We start from the raw sequence: 16,788 nt of genomic DNA, 5'->3' as shown, positions 1-16,788 counted from the left end.
TTAAATACCCGGCCGTGGCGAATCCTTGCTAGCGTGCATCGTAGAAACAAAGGCATTCGGATCGATCTCTTTCACCTCATCTTTCAAGCGGGGCATATCTTTTCGTTCAGCGATCGTGAATATAATCTCAGTCTCATTTCCCTGATACATTCCCTTACCGTGAATAAAAGTACCCCTCATACCCATTTTATCGACTATCAAGGTCTTCAACTCCTGTGTCTTACGAGAGACAATGAAGACGGCACGGTTCGGATTCTCCGTCTGGAACATCTCCACGATTTTTCCATATACGAAAATAGTAAACCAAGAATACAAAGGTACCGCCCAATCCTTAAATACGATCAAGCCCAACAATACGACCGCAGAATCCAATACGATGATCATATTGCTGACCTTCAAGTTGGAGTCATTAGCGATCACACGTGCCAATACATCCGTACCGGCACTCGTACTTTGCGCCCGGAAAATACAAGTCACACCCAATCCTAAAATAGCTCCACCGTAAAAGGCGGCGATAAAGGCATCGTTCTCCACCAATGGATCGGTAAGGAAATAAGATAATGAGTCGGTAAATATAGAGATCAGCAAGAAAGTAACGATCGTCTTCGGGCCGGAAGACAATCCGATCTTTTTCATCGCCAAAATCATCAACGGGATATTGAAGCAAAGCGCCGTCGCACCCATCGGCAAACCATCCGGGAAGAACGGGAACAAATCTTTCGTCACATAGTGGATTACGATAGAGATACCATACACACCTCCCGGTACGATTTTGTAAGGCGCTAGGAAAAGCACGTAACTAAGTGCCTGCAAAAATGAACCTACCACGATTAAGGAGTAGTCCATTACATTTCTCTTCAAAGTAGCATTAGAAGGGACTAAAAGTTGTTGTGTTGTCATGACTCGAATTAAGCGTTATTTGTAAAACGCCGCAAACTTACACAATCTTCTTCGATTTATACGCGAGCCTTAAAAAAAAGTATCCCCACTATTTACCTTTTGACAGGAAATAGTGGGGGACACACTCTTATATAGTATAAATTACTTACTTGCGTTATCCGCTAAGTACACTTCCGGGAACGTATTAACACCCAGCGTACGGTTGTTATTGTTCGTGATGTTCAATAAAGTAACATACTTACGATATTGATCCGGGCTCAAAGCCTTCTTCATCAACTTCAAGTTACCGTAAACCGCTTGATACATTTTCTTATCCTGCAATTTAGCGCTAGCTTTTACGCTCGCATTCTGCATCTCGATGAAATATTCGTTGATGTTAGCTACCTCGTCCAACTGGCTCGGAGTCAATTGCAAATAGTTCGCTAACTTCTCTGTACTTACCACAAACGGTTCTCTACTCAAACTCGGTTTCTGAGCGAAGCTCATTGTCGCACACATCAATAAGGCTGCGACTGCCATTCCAAAACGTTTCATAATACCTAAAAACCTTAAATTGTTAAACCTAAACAAAAACCTTAAAAACACATAGCCCAATCACATTGGCTTAATTACTTCTCAGCCAAATAGCTGTCCAAAAGCGGATTAGAAACCTTATCTTCCTGATTAGCGCGAGTCACATTAATCAACGCTACATATTTACGATATTGATCTTTAGTCAATGCACGTTTCATCAGTTTCAAATTACACAACAATGCGTTGCGAGTTTCTTCCGGTCTTGCGTTATTGCAAAGCGCTTCCGCAGACAGGGGTTGACCTAATTGATTCTCGAAGTAAGTATTAATCTCTGACACCTCAGCGATCTGGTTTGCGTCAAGCTGCAAATATCTGCTTAGCTTATCGAAACTCATACTCTTTGAATCACTAACCTTTTGAGCGAAGCTCATTGTCGCTACCATCATTAAAGCGACTACCATCATACCTAAACGTCTCATAATACCTAAAATTTAAACCTAAACTAAGACCTTAACTAATAAATGCGGCGTTTCCGCATCTTCTATCTTTCTCTTTTTGTTACTGCAAATATAACAGTATGTTTTATAACATTGTTCTTCAATACGGTTAATTTTTGCAAACAATTGACGTTATTGATATATATCAAGGCATATAGCAATCATTTTGTAACACATATTACGATAAACACTATCTATTTCATCATAGACACCGTTTATAAACAAACAAAAGCCTAGATATATTCTTATACAAGCCTAGCTGTATTCTTATACGATACCGTATCTATTCTATAATCTCCGTCGTGGATTATACAAACCACAGCGTGGTCTATAAAAACCACGACATGATCTATACAGACCACGACGTGGTTTATAGAATAGATACAGTCACAAGATACTTTTTATGCAATAGCTTGATACTTTACATCTATCCTTTACTTATTTATCGGCTAGATAAACATCGGGGAAGGAAAGCCCGCTCATCATCCGGTTATTATTGTTCGTTACGTTGATCAAAGCCACGTATTTCCGATATTGATCGGTGCTTAACGCCTTTTTCATCAACTTTAAGTTGCCAAATACGGCTTGCCGCATCCGTTTATCCCGCATTTTATGGCTTCCCCTCAAGCCCTCGCTTTGCTTTTCCCTAAAATAATCGTTGATCATCCCTACCTCATTAATCTGGCTAGGACGTAATTCCAGATAGCTTACCAATTGGCCCACATTGACTACAAACGGTTCTTTATGTAAGCTCGATTCCTGCGCGAAACTCATTGTCACACTTACCAACAAGGCTGACATAGCCATTACTAAACGTTTCATACTACCTATTCCTTTCATTTGTTAAACCTTAAAAACCTATTTCTCTGTGATCTTTGATACAAATATAGGGTGAGGTTTCCCGCTAGAAAAGGAAGAATCGACGAAGTACGCCGTAGGTTTAGACGAAACCGGGAATCAAGCGGATCAAGAAATCAGCTTATTCCTCTCGTACGAGGCTTTTACCAAGCGGATATAGACGAATAAGGAAAGAAGGCAACAAACCGCCCCGACTCCGTAGGCGGTAGCCAGATTGGTATGGGTAGCGATAAAGCCGGCGGACAGCATCCCGATCCCCATCCCGAAATCGAAAGAGGTCAAGTAGGTAGAAGTGGCCGTACCGCGCATATGGTGCGGAGCGACATTCACGAAAAGACATTGAAAAGCCGGTACACTCACGCCAAAACCGATACCGATCGCCAAGGCGCAAGCGAAAAAGACAAATGATGTATGTACGGTAGCGAACACGGAAAACGAGATCGCTAAAGAAACCAAGGATACGATGGACACGACATGGATCTTGCCATGGTCCACCAACCGCCCGGAAATCAAACGGGCCGTCCCTACACCGATCGCCATACATATAAAGAAATAGCCTGGGTTCGGCACCTCGATCTCTTTACCATATAATACCACGAACGAGAGCAACATCCCATAAGGTATAGCGACCAGCAAATAGGCCAAGGCCGCAGGAAGCGCTTTTACCAAGATAAAACGATCCAACGAGAAGGCCGGACGAGGCACTTTCTCCCGTTTCGGATAACGGATCAGCCCGACGGAGCCGATCCCGACCAACGCGATCACCAAAGCGACCCCTATGATCCAGAAGAAACCATGCCGATCGTACAGCCCGACCGCCACCAAAGGAGCCAAAGACATGGCGAGATTGATCGTCAATCCGTAAAAGCCCATGCCCTCTCCTCTTCGCTTGGAAGGGATCACGTCTATCGTAATCGTATTGCCAGAGACTGAGGTCAGTCCCATAAACCCGCCTTGGATGAAACGAACCGCCATGATCGTATAGACTGTCATAGCAAACCAATAACCGGCAAACAAACAGGCGAATATCGTGAAGGCGAATACATATAACGGTTTGCGGGAGAAACAATCCACCAGATATCCCGAGAACGGGCGCACGCACAGCAACCCGATCGTATAGCTAGACAAGACCATCCCCACCTCGGACGTGCTGATGCCCAATTCCTCTACCAGATAGACCGGCATGGTAGGCATCAACATATAAAAGGCGAAATTCATCAAGAAGTAAGAGATACAACATTGGACGAAATTCCGGTTCCAAAGTACAGGTTTAGTCTCGCTCATTCCTCATTATTACTTATGCCAGCTCACTCAACTCCAGCCAGCGCATCGTTTTCTCGTCGATCTCTTCCATGACTTGGGTGATCCGTTGAGATTTAGCCATAAGCTCGTCCGTAGGCAAAGTACCACTGCTCATCGCAGTCTCCAACTCCGCCTTCTCCGCCTCCAAAGCCGGTATCTCCTCCTCTAGGGCCTCGAACTCTTTCCGTTCCTTGAAAGTGAGTTTTTTCTTTTGCTCATTGACAGGACGAGACGGTTTCTCCGGAGCCGAGTTTTGTCTCGCTTGCAAAGCAGCCTCCGCCTCTTTTTCCAGTTGGTCTTGCACATCTTTCCAATCCCGGTACTGCGTATAGTTGCCGGGGAAATCCTTGATATCAGCGTTACCCCGGAAAACCAGCAGGTGATCTACCACCTTATCCATAAAGTAACGGTCGTGGGAAACCACGATAGCACACCCCTTGAAGTTACGAAGGTATTCCTCCAATACGTTCAAGGTCACGATATCCAGATCATTGGTCGGCTCATCAAGCACCAAGAAGTTCGGGCTACGCATCAATACCGTACATAAATAGAGGCGACACTTCTCGCCACCGCTCAATTTATAAACGTAATTATGCTGTTTCTCCGGCGTGAACAGGAAATAGTTCAAAAACTGGGACACTCCCATCTTCTGTCCGTTACCCAAATCCACGTATTCGGCGATCGCCTGCACCACGTCGATCACTTTCATTTGCTCATCGAACTTCAAGCCCTCTTGACTATAATAGCCAAAGCGAACGGTCTCGCCCACATCGAAATGGCCGCTATCGGGAGCCACCTCCCCCATCAGCATCTTGATAAAGGTAGATTTGCCCGTACCGTTATTCCCGACAATACCCATCTTCTCGTAACGGGCGAAAATATAGTTGAAATCCTCCGTAATCTTCAAGTCACCGAAACGTTTGCTTACATTCACCGCCTCGAAAATCTTCGAACCGATGTAAGAAGCCTTCACGTCCAAGTTCACCTTTCCGGTATCCCGTTGTTGCTTCGCTTTCTTTTCCAGCTCATAAAAGGCATCGATACGGTACTTCGCTTTCGTGCCCCGTGCCTGCGGCTGGCGGCGCATCCAATCCAGTTCCGTACGGAGAAGATTCTTCGCACGCTCCACGTCGGCGTTCATCGCCTCGACACGCTCTTGGCGTTTCTCCAAATAATAACTATAATTACCTTTATACGAATAGATTTGCTTATTATCGATCTCGATGATCTCACTACAAACACGATCTAAGAAGTAACGGTCGTGCGTCACCATCAAGATACTGATATTGGCCCGACTCAGATAATCTTCCAGCCATTCGGTCATCTCCAGATCCAAATGGTTCGTCGGCTCATCCAAGATAATCAATTCAGGGTCCGTGATCAAGACATTCGCCAAGGCAACCCGTTTCAACTGTCCTCCGGACAATTCCCCGATCTTCTGATTGAAGTTATGAATCTTCAACTGCCCGAGGATTTGTTTCGCTTTCTGCTCATAATCCCACGCCTTGAAGCTATCCATGCGGGTAAGGATGTCCTCCAGATTCGAGTGATCCTCTTTCGCCATCGCCTCCTCGTACTCAGCGATCAACCGGACAGTCTCGTTCTTCGAGTGGAAGCAAGCCTGTAGCACGGTCAGTTCTTCCGGGTAGGAAGGTGATTGCTCCAAATACCCGACCCGCAAGTCTTTCCGGAAAACCACCTCACCCGAGTCGTAATCCTCCTTACCACCGATAATATTCAATAAGGTAGTCTTACCCGTCCCGTTTTTAGCGATCAACCCGATCTTCTGTCCTTGCGCGACTCCGAACGTTATATCCTCGAAAAGAACCAAATCACCGAAGCTCTTGGTCAGCTTATCTATCTGAAGGTAACTTATCATGTTTTCTTATTTAAATTCAAATCGGAAGGCAAACTTACACAAAATCCTCGAATTTTAAGCTTTTCTCCGTACCTTTGGTGGAAGAATAAGAAAAACACCATGAATGTTAGAATAGATGAAAGTTGGAGAAAACGTCTGCAAGAAGAATTTGACAAGCCTTATTTCGAGCAATTGGTGACATTTGTCAAAAACGAATATAAGCAAGCGCACGTACTTCCTCCCGGGCCCCAGATATTCCATATATTTAACGCATGCCCGTTTGAGAAGGTAAAAGTCGTTATCTTGGGACAAGACCCCTATCCAAATCCGGGGCAATACTATGGGGTCTGCTTCTCGGTACCCGAGGGCGTGGCGATTCCCGGCTCCTTGATGAATATATTCAAAGAGATCCACGATGATCTCGGAAAACCGATCCCTTCCTCCGGGAATTTGGATCGTTGGGTAAGCCAAGGCGTATTCCCGATGAATTCCGTTCTCACAGTCCGTGCCCACCAAACAGGTTCGCACCGGAACAGAGGATGGGAAACATTCACGGATGCCATTATCAAGAAATTAAGCGACGAACGGGAAAATCTAGTATTCATGTTATGGGGCAGTTACGCTAAAGCCAAGATTTCCCTTATCGATACGAGCCGACATTTGGTCCTAACGACCGTACATCCATCTCCCCGCTCCGCCGAATATGGTTTCTTCGGTTGTAAGCATTTCAGTAAGGCTAATGATTTCTTACGGGGTAAAGGCATCCCGGAAATCGATTGGTAAGTATAAATCAACCTAAATCAATCGTATATGGACATTCAAACGTTTATCGACAACTATCAGGAGACATTCTCCGGCAAAGCGGAATTACCGATCGCCTTCTGGTATTCCGATACGCTATCGGGAGAATTAAGGAAGACGCAAGGTTGCCTGTTTAAAGCGCTTCCCGCCATAAGGAACGGAGAGATTATCAGCATGAGCGGAGAAAGCATCGGTTGCGGAGGTGGGAAATTCTATACCGGATTCACTCCCATGCCGGAACATGTACCTAATTTCGTTTCCTTGAAAGAACGATATAAGCAAACACCCGAGATGGTTCTGGAAGGCATCAAGAAGATAGATGTACAAAGGGCGACCAAGCAATATATCCATTTCGCGAGAATCGACCGGCTTACTTCCTTCGAGGATGTGGAAGGGCTTTTGTTCCTCGCTACCCCGGATATCCTGTCCGGCTTGGTCACGTGGGCGTTTTTCGACAATAACTCGCCCGAGGCCATCTCCACGCCTTTTGGCTCGGGATGTAGCGCAACCATTACGCAAGCCGTCAATGAGAACCGGCGTGGCGGGCACCGTGCTTTCCTTGGCTTCTTCGATCCCTCGGCCCGCCCTTATGTGGAAAGCAACGTATTGAGTTTCACGATCCCGATGTCTCGCTTCAAGGAGATGTGCGAGACGATGCGTATGTGTAGCCTCGATACGCACGCATGGGGCAAGATAAAAGCGAGAATCGATGAAGGCTGATTTTTACACGGAAGTTTACAACATCGTAAAGGAAATACCGGAGGGAAATGTGGTTACCTACGGGCAGTTAGCCAAACTCGCCCGGAGGCCACAATGTTCCCGCATGGTAGGGCAAGCCATGTTCAACGCCCCGAGAGAGCTGAACTTGCCTTGCCACAGGGTAGTAAACAGCCAAGGGAGATTGGCTCCCAATTGGACGGAACAAAGGGAACTGCTGGAAAAAGAAGGCATCGCTTTCAAAAAGAACGGGTGCGTGGATTTAAAGAAGCATATTTGGGCGGAGATATTGCCCATTATTTAAGATACGTCACGCCATCACAAAGCTCATTATCCCCAAAAAGCATATCAACGCCATTATCAATATAGATAACAAGGTGATTATTCTCCTGTGAGCATATTTTATCGAGACATGCAATATCCCGATAAACAACAACACGTATAGTATCGCCTCCGGATAACCCAACATTTGATACATATAGGGTATTTTCGTATATATGTATCCTTCAAAGGATCCCATTGTCGGCCCAATGGTTGATAGCAAGGACAATCCTAGGATTATTACGCCTAATTTCATTAAGCCGTTCTTTTCCTCAAAAAACACCTTCCGTAAAGGCAATAACACCAAAGCCAACAGTATCCCGCGAAATATCTGCAGAACAGGCCCTAACACCACGATTGGCTCATCGACCGGCTTCATAAATGAGGATATCACATCGGTAGCGAACAAATCCCGATAGTTCATCACCAAAAGGGCAAATACCCCCGCGACAAATCTTGTCAGTTTTTCTCATAACGACAGACTAAATTATCAAAGAACAAAAATTACGGATTATAGATTAAACATTAAGATGAACAAGAACATGAAATCAATTATCAGTTTCTTTAAATTCACCCCGACCGAGGCCGCCGGGATCAAGCCTTTGGTGGAGAACCATTTCCTGCTATTCTGGTTATATAATATAATGGATCTCATCCCTTCACGATAATAAAGAAAAAGTATATGAAACATCTAATTTTATTTATAGCTTTGCTAGTATCAAACGGACTAGCAATCGCGAGAACGACAATGAGTGATCAACTTTCAAAAACAACAAGAATGAATACCCAAAGTGAAATTTATTTTGCCGGTGGATGTTTCTGGGGAACAGAACATTTCATGAAGCAAATCGATGGCGTTACGAATACCCGAGTAGGTTACGCGAACGGGAAGATGAGTATCAAAAACCCGACTTACGAACAAGTGTGTAACGATAATACCGGATTCGCCGAGACAGTGGAAGTTAGCTACGATCCGCGACAAGCCGATTTGAAGTTATTGATCGAACTATTCTTCAAGACGATAGATCCGACAAGTATCAACCGGCAAGGCAACGATATCGGATCACAGTATCGTACCGGCATCTATTATACGAATACGGACGATCTGCCGATCATCAAAGAGACCGTGGAGGCATTGGCCAAGAATTATACCAAGCCCATCGTCGTAGAGATTCAGCCATTAAGTAATTTCTATCCGGCAGAAGACTATCATCAGGATTATTTAGATAAACACCCGGACGGTTATTGCCACATAAGCCCGGATCTATTCGATTTCGCCCGAAAGGCTAATAAGGGGAAAGCCTCGAACAAGCCTGTATCGCAAAAGAAATTCCAGAAACCGGATGATCAGACATTGCGCTCTAAACTCACCGCCGAGCAATATGCGGTAACACAGCAAAACGCTACGGAAAGAGCTTTCAAGAATGAATATTGGAATGAAAAGCGTGAAGGCATCTACGTAGATATCACGACCGGGGAACCTTTGTTTATCTCTACCGATAAGTTTGATTCGGGTTGCGGATGGCCTAGTTTCTCCAAGCCGATAGACAAGAGCTTGGTGATGGAAAAAACGGATCTTTCCCACGGGATGAAACGGATTGAGATACGCAGCAAAACAGGAGATGCACATCTAGGGCACGTTTTTAATGATGGCCCAGCCGACAAAGGTGGGTTACGATACTGCATCAATAGCGCGTCATTAAGATTTATCCCTAAAGCAAAGATGGAAGAAGAGGGATATGCCGACTATCTCCCACTCCTATAAAAACAAATAAAAAAACATAGTTATGATTTGTTCAACTCATAACTATGTTTTGAAAATTTCATAACTATGATTTTTTAATAGTATCTTCGCCGTATAAAACAAGCGAAAGAAGCACTATGTATCACGAATTTACCCCCTGCGCAGCCTTAGTGCCCTTTATCGACAAGTTCTGGGTGTTCAAAGGCTTTACCGACATCGGGACACGTTTTAAGATCCTCGCGGACGGATGCACCGACTTTATCTTCTCAATCGGTAACATGACCGTCCCTACGGACGAGCATTCGATGATCATGCAACCTTATCGTTCCTATTTCGTTGGTCCTATGCGGGTTTATTCGGATCTGACTGCCACGACAAATACCCTGCACATGCTGGGGGTTCGTTTTCACCCCTGTGGGCTGGCAGCTTTCACGAATGAGCCTTTGGGACAGTTTGCCGATCTTCGCATCCAGTCTTCAGATATTAACCTTTTATTCGATAATGCCTTTGCCGAGATGCTTTGCGAACAGCCGGACGATTCCGTCCGTATCCGCATTATCGAAGGCTATCTTATACGCCTTCTCACCCAATCCATTCAAGTAGACAGACAAATTATATACGCCACCTCATTTATAAAACAGTCTCGCGGACAGCTACCCGTACAAAACTTGATCGACAAGATTTGCATTTGCCAGCGGCATTTCCAACGTAAGTTCAAGGATACCACCGGATATACTCCCAAAGAATTCAGCCGGATCATAAAATTCCAATATGCCATAGAAGTACTGAGGAACGCCCCACACACGGACTTAAGCAGCATCGCCTTAGATTGCGGCTACTATGACCATTCCCACTTTATCAAAGAATTCAAGCGTTTAGCGGGAGACGTTCCCTCTTACTTCCTGACTTTACCAAATCCTACGGATGAACCGCTTACTTATATTTGATTAAAAATAAAATCGCAAGAATCTATCATATAAAAAGTCGTTTTTTTACAACCAGAAAGAATAGTCATTCCGTATGTTTGCACTATTGAACTTTTACAAATAAGAATCTTATGAATTACACTTTTGAACTAAAAGAACTACATGCTACACACATCGTGTATCTTCATCATCAAGGAGATATGAGCTTGATCCCAAGCTCTATCAGAAAGCTTATGCAATGGGCCGGGGCAAAAGGACTTATAAACGGTCCGGCAAATAAACTTATATCAGTTTACCAACACGAAGGAAAGGAGTTAAGTGTGGATATCGGTTTAACAGTGCCTCAAGAGGTAGAGGGAGAAAATGAGATCTCAAAAGGATTATTATCCGGAGGACTTTACGCAATCGGGCATTTTGAGATAGGAACGGATGAAATACCCGCCGCATGGAGCTTGATGTACACGCTTACATCCAAACACCAATGCAAACCTTGCGCAGGCAAATCATTCGAGATCTATCAAAGCATCCCCCTCGATCAACATCCACAAGATAAATGTATGATCGATTTATGTATACCCGTCCAAATGATAGACCTCAAGCTAATCGAGGAAAAAGCAATTTCCATATTAACGGAATGTGACACCGCTATGCTTGCGTCTGTTACGGAAGATGGTTATCCCCGTCCGGTTCCTATGGGAAAAATAAAAGCGGATGGTATTTCCCAAATATGGTTCTCTACAGGCACGTTCTCTGATAAGACGATACAATTCCAACTCAACCCGAAAGCCGGAGTTTGCTTTATGGAAGGAGGAGACAGTATCGTGTTAACAGGTAAGGTCGAGATCGTTTCCGATATGGAAATCAAGAAAGCCCTTTGGTCTGACTGGATGTTCGCTCATTTCCCTGGAGGAGTAATAGATCCGAGCTATTGTATATTGAAATTCACTTCCGAAGAAGCGACTTATTGGATCGATAATGAATTTGTAAAAGCAAGTATATAAGTTATCACATCATACAATCGCGTCTAAAATATTAAAAATCTTGATTGCCGCTAATTAGAGAAGACGGCAATCAAGATTAATTCATTTATTCACTTCAGAAACCTCTCTAGCTCTTATTATTCTATCGCCACATAAATCTGGGTCAATAAATCCTCCGGCTTCGTATTGCAAGGATCATTCAAGTAGATCTCGCCGCTAGGCACTTCCCGTAAGGAAAGACCCATCTCGGGGAGATATTTACCGTAAAGCGTATCATACACAGCTCCTAATTGCTGATAGGTTCCCTTATAAAGAGCGACCATAAAACGGCCTTCCAATACCTTTTTCGTACCAATCTCCCCTTTAGGGCAAACCGAAGGAGCGACTTCCATACAAATATCGGTACGCAGCTTATCCGGTGAGGTTACTTTCGGATCATCATGGTACAAGCAGATCGGTGAAAAACTCAATGGTTGGATGTTTTGCTCCTTGGCGAATTGGAGCAAGCGCATCCAAGTTCCCAGATAATCGATTTCTTTATACCCTCCGTTTAGACGAATGTAGGCTACTTGTTTGCCGGGTAAATCTTTTACCTCGACCTTCAATTCCATATCGGGCATTATTCTATTCGGTTCCATAATTACATAATCTTTATTGTTTCTATATTCATTTGGAGAAATCCCATAAAACTGGCGAAAAACCTTAGACAAAGAAGAGGGTACGTCATATCCTACCTTATAGGCGATCTCCTTGACAGGTATTTCCGTGTAACGCAAAAGCCGAGCGGCCGTCTCGACCCGCATCCTAACGATAAACGTACCAACCGGTTCCCCTAAGAACTCCGCAAAGATCCGATGAAAATGCCAACGAGAGAATCCGGATATCTCCGCCAGCTTATTTAGATCGATATCCTCGCCTAAGTGATTATTTATGTATTCAACCAATACATTCATACGTTGTTGATACTCTGTCTTTGTCGTTGTCTTTATTCGCATGATTCTTAGGATTTCAAGGCAAAAATAGAAGAATTATCCCGAACACACTTTTCCGATATTGCTAAAATGAACTATAAAGTAAAGATATCGTTTATTTAGCCCAAATCCGTTATCTTTACCATCTAAATTAAAATAGGAAACAATAACATGTTGAAAATAACAGCGCCTAGATTGGTAAAAAACTTACGGGAGGATGTGGACTGGATGGATTGTATATCCAGACAAGAGGATGATTTTACAGAATGTTCTTTCAATGGATTATGCGTCGAGGACGTATCTAAACAGAACCTATCCGTTAATTCCTGCTTATTCACCAATTGTGGTTTCATTGCTTGCAATTATCGTAAATCTCAGTTTAGCGATGTGGTATTTAAGAACTGTGACCTATCAAATATAAATTTATCCGGATGTGGCTTTTACCGGGTAGAGTTCATTGGGTGTAAACTTACCGGAACGAATTTCTCCGAATCAATCTTTAATCATACTACCATCCGGGATTGCAAAGGAGATTATGTAATCTTCTCCATGAGCAAACTCCGGAACGTATCTTTTAATCAATGCTTTTTACGAGGAGGCGGATTGGACAATTGCCAATTCACGAACGTAGAATTCGAACATTGTAATTTAGTAGAGGCCGAGTTTCACCGGACCTCTTTGAAAGGGATCGATCTTACTTCCTCCGAGATCGCCGGTATACGTATTGGCTCGATTCCCGGAGGAGAGTTGAAAGGTGCTACCGTAACCTCCTTACAAGCACTGGACATCGCTAGAATGTTAGGTATTACGATCAAGGATTAAAACTCCGGATGGCGTTTTAACCACACAACCGCATAGGAACAGGTAGCCAAAGGGCGCAACCCCTGTTCCTTTGCGTATTTATAAGCTGTTTCAACAAGAGTCGCCGCAATCCCACGCCCTTCCAAGTTTTTTGGGACAATGGTATGGATAATGTCCAAGGCATCTCCTCTTAAACGATATTCCACATAGGCTGTCAAGCCGTCTTCTACTACCTCGAAACGATGTTTCTCCGGATAGTGATTTACTGTATATTCCATTATTTATTCTTTTAAAGGTTCTATTTCCTTATTATTTGTATCAATCTCCTCCCGCTTATCCTTCTTTTTATCGAGACCGAAAAAGCGCTTTACCTTCGTGAAGAAACCTGCCACTTTCAAGGCCGCATCCTGTTCTTTTTTCGAGACTCCGACTGATTCCACCAAGGCTGGTCTTAGCATCTGCCATAGATAGTTAAACGCGGAATGATAGGGATCTCGCACAATTTCCATATCGACCTTACGCAATTTACTATCTTTTCGCTCCGGATGAGCCGGATTATTATCCCGTAGAACTAAGTTCGCCAATCTCGACAAGAAACCTTTTTGTGTGGTCTCTCCGTCTTTCTCTTTCAATAAAGCCACTTTCAATTTCCGGTACGGGAAGTCTAACCGTATCCGTCCTTTCCGGCTTGAGGCATCCATATGAAAGACCACATCCTGCGCCCAACCGCTCACTACTTCCGCCGGCGCCAGAGGTTTTACGATCTCATTTAAGGAAAGCAAGTCTAGGCTATCCAAACGGGCATCCAATAGAAAGCGGTCATATAATGAATCCACGGGGAGTTGCCATGTAGCCGTGAAATGCCCCGATCCCATCAGGTTCCCGTCCGCATGCAATGTGATGAATTGCTCCGGATAGGAAACGATATTGGTCAAACCTGAAAATTGGCCGTTCATATCGGTAAAATAAAGCTTACCGAGCTTATCGCCTTTAACGGGTAATTCCTCATAAACCACGGAGAAATTGGCAACGGAAGCGGTATCTATCTTGAAACGGACCGGAGCCTTTTGTAAACCTTCATAAATCATCGGAACGATATGAGGCTCCACCGGGATCTTCCGGTTCTTTAAGTTTTGTAGTAAGACATCGTTTATCCAGAGTCCCCCCAAACGTAATTCCTTGGTTGAGAAATATCCGGGAATATCCACGTCGTTCAATCTTACGTTCCCAACCTTCACGTCAAACCAATCTTGATGCTTAGGCTGTTTATAAGCGAATTCCATTTTAGAATAAGGCGAGACTAAATGTACGTGATCCAACCTCAAACCTGACTTTCTCAAATCCAGCCCCCCGATTTTCAAACGGTAGAAGCCGTTATCCAACGGTATATCGATATCCTTCGTCTGTAGCTGAAGATCACCTAATTGAAACGTCTTCTTCTTCAAATCCACAAACACATTCTCCAAAGCCAATTGGATATCCTTTTGGCTCTCAGTCCGCAATATTGTCGTATCCGATCCCCAAGACATAGAAAAATCACCATCGGATAAATCAAATCGGTCAAACCCGATCTGATAGATGCTATTCTTGGGAATCCGGATTCCCGCTAAAGAAATCAATGGGGTTGAAAAACGTATCGAGTCCTTTTTAGCGGCCAGGGTCACATCCTGTAGACGGAAAAAGCCGTTTACGGTGGATAGCGAACCTTTTCTTATAGTCACACGCAGATCCTTTCCCGGTAAGTAGTTATCGAAATCCCGGAAACTAAGACCAAAATGATCATACTTGAAAAACAATTGTCCACTCCGGTTCGTTTGCTCATCCACCAAGAAATTCGTAGCAAAGAAATCAAGGCCGTTGAGTCGGTACCGGGTCGTGTCATTTATCTCACGATCCTCCAATGTCACATTTGCATTCCGAATCTGGATCTTACGGATGGAAAGATACCGAAGGAAAGGATTTAACAAACTCTCCACATCCACACGGCTATTTACAGATGTGCTTTTCCCTTTATCCGGAGATTCAACGGAGGGCGTTTTATAATAAACCAAGCGAGGCGACCGAACCTTCAGTAAATCTGCGCTAACACCTTTGTCGTACGCCAACCCGTCTATCCGGATCGTATCGATACTTCCCGACAAATAATCATTGTGGGAACGAACAGACAACGGACGTAGTCGCATGCTATCTATATGAAACGAGCCTAAGGCCGTATTCATCGCCAAACGCTTGATATCGAACCGATGATTACGAGCCCTCATGATCCCTTGTATATCATTCGCCTCAAACGCAATGGAACGAAAATAATTCAGTTCCTCGCCCGGAGCTACCAAGGAGTCGATCAGAAGACCTTCCGCATGGAAATTAAACTCAGGGATCGAGAAGTCCTCTATCTGCCCTTTCAAGGCTAAGGAATAGTGAAGGGCGGTTCGCTCTATTCGTATTTGATCCACGGATATACTATGTAGTACCGGAGAGATCACATCATATAACGATAAGGCTTGCACCAAAGAATCCGCATCGGCATTCGCCTGCTTCTTCTCCCGAGTCAAGTCATACACCTTTATATCCGAAGATTGTATCTCAAAATTACGGGCGGACAAATAGTTCAAGGCATCTTCCCGTCTAAAGTGAATCCCTTGTATCTCTACAGTTTGTACCTTCCCTTCCAGATAATTCGTTGGTTTCCGATTGGTCTCCCCCCACAATAATTCTTGCGGAAGCAATTGGATTTTTTGGATATAGATAATGGAATCTTGGGTACTGAGGCATATACTATCCGTCTCCAACTTAAAATCATTATTTACCAACAAGGTTTGCGGCTGGTTCGTGACAAAATCGAAGTTATCGCAATACAACAGCTTCCCGCTCCGTGAAGAGGTAGAATCCAACATAAAACCATACGCATGGAAACTTACGTTATTCAACGTATAGATAATCGGCGAGACTTGGTTTTCCACATTATAAGAGATACTGGCATTTTCCAAGTTCAAGGTCTTTACGCTCAGGGCATCTATGTATGGAGAGATCACCTCGTACAACGTCTTCGATTCGGCATGCTCTACCGTATCTGCCGCCAGTCCGGAAACTAACGGTTTTGATCCGGAAGAGCCGTATACACGAACCTCCGGCGAGCGGATCTCAAAGGTATTGAAATGGAGTTGCCGGTAATTCCATCGCCATACCAAATTAATTCCCTTAAAATCTATCACCTCAATCCGGGTACTTACATAGGTATCGGGCAAGCTATCCAAGGCGGCCCAATGTTCAAAGACCTTAGAGTCCGGCTCCAATGAAATACCCTCTAGCCTTAGTTCTCCCTTGAAGAAGCTAATAGAAAGCTTATCGAAAGAAAGACGATAAAAACCATCCGTAGCATTCGCCGTACGCTCTATCAGTTCTCTTTTCAGGTACCGCTCCAAACGACCTGTCAGGAAAAGATTCAAAACTAGGAACAATACAGCCAGCGATAAAACAGCGATCACCGTATGTTTCAATATCTTCCTTATCCTAGAACTCATCCTTTCCTTTATTTTTGCGATATAAACTTCTTTTTATAAAAACAAAATAGACCCGTTTATGTTGCCTTTCATCTAATA

Annotated in this window: 17 protein-coding genes; 8 read left to right on the top strand and 9 right to left on the bottom strand. The window is 44.0% G+C overall.

Translation table 11 applies throughout. From position 1 onward, the window contains the following. The 6 genes from HMPREF0999_RS09060 to HMPREF0999_RS09035 all read right to left on the bottom strand — a co-directional run bounded on the left by HMPREF0999_RS09060 (position 1) and on the right by HMPREF0999_RS09035 (position 5,949). Positions 1–900 carry a YitT family protein gene (locus HMPREF0999_RS09060; RefSeq protein ID WP_005854534.1) on the bottom strand — a complete coding sequence of 300 codons (900 nt, stop codon included), beginning with the start codon at positions 898–900 and terminating at the stop codon, positions 1–3. Between the two features lie 141 nt (positions 901–1,041). Next, on the bottom strand, positions 1,042–1,434 hold the full coding sequence (locus tag HMPREF0999_RS09055; protein ID WP_005854532.1) for a hypothetical protein: 393 nt from the start codon (positions 1,432–1,434) through the stop codon (positions 1,042–1,044). Between the two features lie 74 nt (positions 1,435–1,508). Continuing rightward, entirely contained in the window at positions 1,509–1,892 is a 384-nt protein-coding gene (locus HMPREF0999_RS09050) for a hypothetical protein (RefSeq protein ID WP_005854530.1), read from the bottom strand. A gap of 456 nt (positions 1,893–2,348) precedes the next feature. Continuing rightward, positions 2,349–2,732: a hypothetical protein gene (locus HMPREF0999_RS09045; protein WP_005854526.1), complete on the bottom strand. Its 384-nt coding sequence runs from the start codon at positions 2,730–2,732 to the stop codon at positions 2,349–2,351. 144 nt (positions 2,733–2,876) lie between these two features. Continuing rightward, positions 2,877–4,052, bottom strand: a complete 1,176-nt coding sequence (locus tag HMPREF0999_RS09040) for an MFS transporter (RefSeq protein WP_005854524.1) — start codon at positions 4,050–4,052, stop codon at positions 2,877–2,879. 13 nt (positions 4,053–4,065) lie between these two features. Further along, positions 4,066–5,949 carry an ABC-F family ATP-binding cassette domain-containing protein gene (locus tag HMPREF0999_RS09035; RefSeq protein ID WP_009275759.1) on the bottom strand — a complete coding sequence of 628 codons (1,884 nt, stop codon included), beginning with the start codon at positions 5,947–5,949 and terminating at the stop codon, positions 4,066–4,068. 99 nt (positions 5,950–6,048) lie between these two features. Between HMPREF0999_RS09035 and ung the strand changes: the two genes are divergently transcribed. The 7 genes from ung to HMPREF0999_RS23310 all read left to right on the top strand — a co-directional run bounded on the left by ung (position 6,049) and on the right by HMPREF0999_RS23310 (position 11,438). Further along, complete coding sequence (ung, locus tag HMPREF0999_RS09030; protein ID WP_005854520.1) at positions 6,049–6,711, top strand: uracil-DNA glycosylase; 663 nt, start codon at positions 6,049–6,051, stop codon at positions 6,709–6,711. 27 nt (positions 6,712–6,738) lie between these two features. Then, positions 6,739–7,449, top strand: a complete 711-nt coding sequence (locus tag HMPREF0999_RS09025) for a DUF169 domain-containing protein (RefSeq protein ID WP_005854517.1) — start codon at positions 6,739–6,741, stop codon at positions 7,447–7,449. Continuing rightward, a complete protein-coding gene (locus HMPREF0999_RS09020; protein WP_005854515.1) occupies positions 7,439–7,750 on the top strand; it encodes an MGMT family protein in 312 nt (103 codons plus the stop codon). Before HMPREF0999_RS09025 ends, HMPREF0999_RS09020 begins: the two co-directional genes overlap by 11 nt. A gap of 547 nt (positions 7,751–8,297) precedes the next feature. After that, on the top strand, positions 8,298–8,435 hold the full coding sequence (locus tag HMPREF0999_RS22450) for a DUF417 family protein (protein ID WP_005854511.1): 138 nt from the start codon (positions 8,298–8,300) through the stop codon (positions 8,433–8,435). 14 nt (positions 8,436–8,449) lie between these two features. Continuing rightward, positions 8,450–9,532 (top strand): peptide-methionine (R)-S-oxide reductase MsrB, encoded by a 1,083-nt coding sequence (gene msrB / locus HMPREF0999_RS09010; RefSeq protein ID WP_009018127.1) that lies wholly within the window; start codon positions 8,450–8,452, stop codon positions 9,530–9,532. Between the two features lie 116 nt (positions 9,533–9,648). Then, positions 9,649–10,458: a helix-turn-helix domain-containing protein gene (locus tag HMPREF0999_RS09005; RefSeq protein WP_009275758.1), complete on the top strand. Its 810-nt coding sequence runs from the start codon at positions 9,649–9,651 to the stop codon at positions 10,456–10,458. A gap of 110 nt (positions 10,459–10,568) precedes the next feature. Then, the gene (locus tag HMPREF0999_RS23310; RefSeq protein WP_009275757.1) at positions 10,569–11,438 is read left to right on the top strand and encodes a GyrI-like domain-containing protein; all 870 of its coding nucleotides are present in this window, start codon (positions 10,569–10,571) and stop codon (positions 11,436–11,438) included. A gap of 116 nt (positions 11,439–11,554) precedes the next feature. Here HMPREF0999_RS23310 and HMPREF0999_RS08995 read toward each other — a convergent pair whose 3' ends face one another. Next, positions 11,555–12,412 carry a GyrI-like domain-containing protein gene (locus HMPREF0999_RS08995; RefSeq protein WP_009275756.1) on the bottom strand — a complete coding sequence of 286 codons (858 nt, stop codon included), beginning with the start codon at positions 12,410–12,412 and terminating at the stop codon, positions 11,555–11,557. 147 nt (positions 12,413–12,559) lie between these two features. Here HMPREF0999_RS08995 and HMPREF0999_RS08990 point away from each other — a divergent pair, with 147 nt between their 5' ends. Next, on the top strand, positions 12,560–13,210 hold the full coding sequence (locus tag HMPREF0999_RS08990) for a pentapeptide repeat-containing protein (protein ID WP_005854501.1): 651 nt from the start codon (positions 12,560–12,562) through the stop codon (positions 13,208–13,210). Here the strand turns inward: HMPREF0999_RS08990 and HMPREF0999_RS08985 are convergent. Beyond that, positions 13,207–13,467, bottom strand: coding sequence for a GNAT family N-acetyltransferase (locus HMPREF0999_RS08985; RefSeq protein ID WP_005864416.1), 261 nt, complete (start codon positions 13,465–13,467; stop codon positions 13,207–13,209). The two genes, HMPREF0999_RS08990 and HMPREF0999_RS08985, sit on opposite strands and share 4 nt — an antisense overlap. Before the next feature lie 3 nt (positions 13,468–13,470). Then, entirely contained in the window at positions 13,471–16,710 is a 3,240-nt protein-coding gene (locus tag HMPREF0999_RS08980; protein WP_009275755.1) for a hypothetical protein, read from the bottom strand. Positions 16,711–16,788: the final 78 nt, after the last annotated feature.

The organism is Parabacteroides sp. D25, from assembly GCF_000307475.1.
GTDB lineage: Bacteria > Bacteroidota > Bacteroidia > Bacteroidales > Tannerellaceae > Parabacteroides > Parabacteroides distasonis.
This window is presented reverse-complemented; position numbering and strand designations above follow the sequence as displayed.